The organism is Mycobacteriales bacterium (assembly GCA_035995165.1).
Taxonomy (GTDB): Bacteria; Actinomycetota; Actinomycetes; order Mycobacteriales; family CADCTP01; genus CADCTP01.
This window is the reverse complement of record DASYKU010000123.1, coordinates 1-3,490: the sequence shown is the minus strand read 5'-3', so window position 1 is coordinate 3,490 and position 3,490 is coordinate 1. Positions and strand designations below refer to the sequence as shown.

The window sequence follows — 3,490 nt, the reverse complement described above, 5'->3', positions numbered from 1 at the left end:
GGGTCGAGATCCTTCGCGTACACGTTCGGCTTGGCGTCGGCCGGCCGCAGGTCCTTGTAGATCGACGCGGTCCGGGTCGGGTGCTGGGTCAGCAACGAGTACGCCTTCACGTTGAAGGTGAAGCCCGGCGGCGTCCGCTGCGCCCACAGCTCGCTGTTCCGCTCGTTCGGCGGGGTGTAGTACGTCGAGTCGACCTCGACGATCGGGAAGCGCGAGGCGTAGTAGCCCAGCCGCTCCTCGGCCGACTTCGCGTCGTCCGGGTACCACCCGCTGGCCAGCAGGGTCTTGTCCGTCCACGACGCCGTACCGATCCGGATCTGTCCCACGGGTCCTGCCTACCCGCGGGGTACGACAGTTACTGCAGCGTGCCGGCGCGCCAGGCTGTCGCGGCGCGCTGCAGGGCATCGGCGCAGGCCTCGTTGCGCTCGGCCAGGCGGATCTCGTCCGCGGACATCTCCCGCCGCCCGGCCGCGACCACCCGGAAGAACGCCGCGGCCCGCTCCAGCGCCACGTCGAAGTCCCCCCGGTACGCCCCGGTGAGCACGGCCTCGGCCAGCGCCCGCACCGCGGCCGGGTCGGCGTCGTCGGCGACCCCGGCGACGACCTCGTCCACCGGCGCGTACGCCCGGCCGGCCCGGTACATCCGGGCGACCGCCTCGCCCTGCCGATCGGTCCAGGTCCGCAGCAGGTAGAGGACCCAGAGCGCGCCCGGCAGCGAGTCCGGCGGGGCGTCCCGCCAGAGCTCGGACAGGGTGTCCAGGCCGACGGTCTCGGCCAGGTCGACCAGCCGGGACGTCTCCGGCCCGGCGTCGCCGCGGCCGGCGTCGACCAGCGCGGCGGCCGTCGCGTGGGCCAGCTCGAGACGGGCCAGCGGCTCGCCGCCGGTCGCGGCGGCAGCCAGCGACTCGACGTGGGCGGAGAGCAGGGGGCGCTCGCGGCGGCGCTCCGGCTCGGGCACGCGGGGTCTCCTCCCGTCGCGGACACAGGAAACCGCGGTCTCCCCGGCCGCGGCGTCGCCAACCATGGTAGTTGGGCGTTCCGACAGAACGCCCCGATCCCGGGAGTCGTTGAGGCCGTTGACACGTTGGTACGGGGGAAGGCCGCCGCAGCGGCCGCAGCGGCGGACGGAGTGCACGTGAGCGACGGACAGACCGGCCAGGACACCGGCGGGTCGGAGCAGTACGGGGAGACCGGTGGTTGGCCACCGCCCGCTGCCGGCCAGCGCCGCTACGAGCCCGGCTCCGACACCCCGGCCGGAGCCGATTCGGCCGCGGGCTGGAGCGACCCCGCCGGGCCGACCCCCTGGGACCGCCCCGCCAACGAGCCCGACCCCACCCCGCAGGACCGGCCCGCGACCGGTGAACCCGGCCGGCCCGCGGCTGGCCGGCCGGGCGCTGGCCAGCCCGGCGCCTGGGGCAGCCGGCCCGGCGCGGACCAGCAGGGCGCCTGGGCCGGCGAGCCCGGCGCGACCCAGCCGGCGCCCAGTGGGGGCGGCCAGGCTGGCCCGACCGGGCCGAGCCCCTCGGGGGACCGGTCCGGGACGACCCCGCAGGGGCCGGCGTGGGCCGGACACCCCGGCGCGGCGCAGCAGGGGCCCGGGGGCGGTCAGCCCTGGTCACCGGGCGACTCGGCGTACGGGCGGCTGGCAGGCAACCCGCGCCAGAGCCAACCCCGGCAGCCGCCCCGCCGGCCCTGGGACAACCGCCCCCGGCGCGGACCGGTCCGCCGCCCGGCCGGCGGCACCCCCGTCACGATCGGCCTGATCGCGATCTGCGTGTTCGTCTACCTGCTCCAGCAGGCCGACCCCGCGATCACCGTCCGGTACGGCATGGTCCCCGCCTTGGTCGAGAACGGCCAGTACGAGCGGCTGATCACGGCCGCGTTCCTGCATGCCAGCGTGCTGCACCTGGCCACCAACATGCTCTCGCTCTACATCGTCGGCGCGCCGCTGGAACGGGTCCTGCGGACCGGCCGCTACCTGCTGATCTACTTCCTCTCCGCGCTCGGCGGCTCGCTGCTCTCGCTCTGGCTGAGCCCGGCGTTCAGCAACGGCGTCGGCGCCTCCGGCGCGATCTTCGGCCTGTTCGGCGCGCTGCTGATCCTGCGGCGGCGGGTCGGGATCGAGGCCAGCGGGCTGCTCGTGCTCATCGGGCTGAACCTGTTCATCTCCTTCGCGGTGCCGAACATCAGCTGGCAGGCGCACATCGGCGGGCTCATCACCGGCACCGTCGTCGCGCTCGGGCTGGAGGCGGGCAACCGGGTGAAGCGCCGCCCGAGCGGCTGAGCCGGGAGGCCGCCGTGGAAGGCTGGTGGCGTGGAGGGGGACGGCAACGGCTGGACGGTCTGCGCCCAGGGGCACCGGCACTGGGGTCTGTTCGGCGCCGCCGGCCTCCTGCTCCGGGACCGGGCCGACCCGGGCCCGTCGCCGCGTGACCACGCCGAGCCGGGCGCGTCGCCCGGCCGCACTGCGCCGGCCGCGTCGCCCGGCCGCACTGCGCCGGACCGCGACCGCGTCGTCCTGCAGCACCGGGCGCTGTGGTCCCACCAGGGCGGCACCTGGGGCGTCCCCGGCGGGGCCCGCGACAGCGACGAGACCGCCGTCACCGCGGCCCTGCGGGAGACGTACGAGGAGGCCGGCATCGACCCGGCGGCGATCCGGCCGTCCGGGCTGGTGACCGACGACCATGGCGGCTGAGCGTACACGACCGTGCTGGCGGCGCCGGCCGCGCCGGTGCGGCCGCGCGCGGTCGGCGGGGAGAGTGAGGAGGTCCGCTGGGTCGACGTACCCGCGGTGGACGACCTGCTGCTGCACCCCGGCTTCGCCGCGGCCTGGCCGGTGCTGCGGGCCGCACCGCCGCCGGTGCTGCTGGTCGTGGACGCGGCCAACGTGGTCGGCGCCCGCGGCCGCGGCGACGGCTGGTGGCGGGACCGGGCCGGCGCGACCGCCCGGCTGCTGGACGCGCTGACCCCGCTCACCGAGGGCCTCGCCCCGGCCGACCTGCCCGACGGCGTGCCCGCCGGCGCGCTCGACCTGGTGCTCCCCCGGGTCGTCGTGGTGGTCGAGGGCGCCGCGAGAGCCGTCCTGGACCGGGGCGACCACCGGCCGGTCGAGGTGGTGGCGGCGCCCGGCGCCGGTGACGACACCCTGGTCGGTGTCGCGTCGAACCGGGGGATCGACACCGCCGTGGTGGTAACCGCGGACCGCGGCCTGCGGGAGCGGCTGGACGCGGTCGGCGCGGGCTGGGTCGGTCCGTCCTGGCTGCTGCGCCGAATGGACGGCGCATGAATGCCACCCATCCCGGGCATGTCGCTATCAGTGCTCGGGTAACTACGTTGAGCGCCAGTACACGGGGCCGGAGGTGAGGGTGCGCGCACCGGATCACGAGCGCGCGCTGCGCTCGATGCGGGACGCCGTGGATCAGGAGCTCGCGGCCGCGGAGACCGGGGGCCGCCGCGCCACGTTCGGCGTGGACGCGACCCGGGTCGCCCG

The 3,490-nt window shown here is 76.6% G+C and carries 5 protein-coding genes; 3 read left to right on the top strand and 2 right to left on the bottom strand.

Annotated features, from left to right (window positions below; translation table 11 throughout):
• Together VGP36_20835 and VGP36_20830 are read right to left on the bottom strand one after the other, a co-directional pair.
• A partial coding sequence (locus VGP36_20835; protein ID HEV7657156.1) for a DUF72 domain-containing protein occupies positions 1–326 on the bottom strand: 326 nt, incomplete at its 3' end.
• Between the two features lie 29 nt (positions 327–355).
• Entirely contained in the window at positions 356–958 is a 603-nt protein-coding gene (locus tag VGP36_20830; GenBank protein HEV7657155.1) for a DNA-directed RNA polymerase subunit beta, read from the bottom strand.
• Positions 959–1,135: 177 nt separating this feature from the next.
• On the opposite strand from VGP36_20830, the gene VGP36_20825 reads away from it, so the two are divergent.
• Genes VGP36_20825 through VGP36_20815 form a run of 3 tightly spaced genes read left to right on the top strand, consistent with a single transcriptional unit; the run spans position 1,136 to position 3,286 of the window.
• Positions 1,136–2,284, top strand: a complete 1,149-nt coding sequence (locus VGP36_20825; protein HEV7657154.1) for a rhomboid family intramembrane serine protease — start codon at positions 1,136–1,138, stop codon at positions 2,282–2,284.
• Positions 2,285–2,314: 30 nt separating this feature from the next.
• A complete protein-coding gene (locus VGP36_20820) occupies positions 2,315–2,695 on the top strand; it encodes an NUDIX hydrolase (protein HEV7657153.1) in 381 nt (126 codons plus the stop codon).
• A gap of 12 nt (positions 2,696–2,707) precedes the next feature.
• Positions 2,708–3,286 (top strand): hypothetical protein, encoded by a 579-nt coding sequence (locus tag VGP36_20815; protein ID HEV7657152.1) that lies wholly within the window; start codon positions 2,708–2,710, stop codon positions 3,284–3,286.
• Positions 3,287–3,490 lie beyond the last annotated feature (204 nt).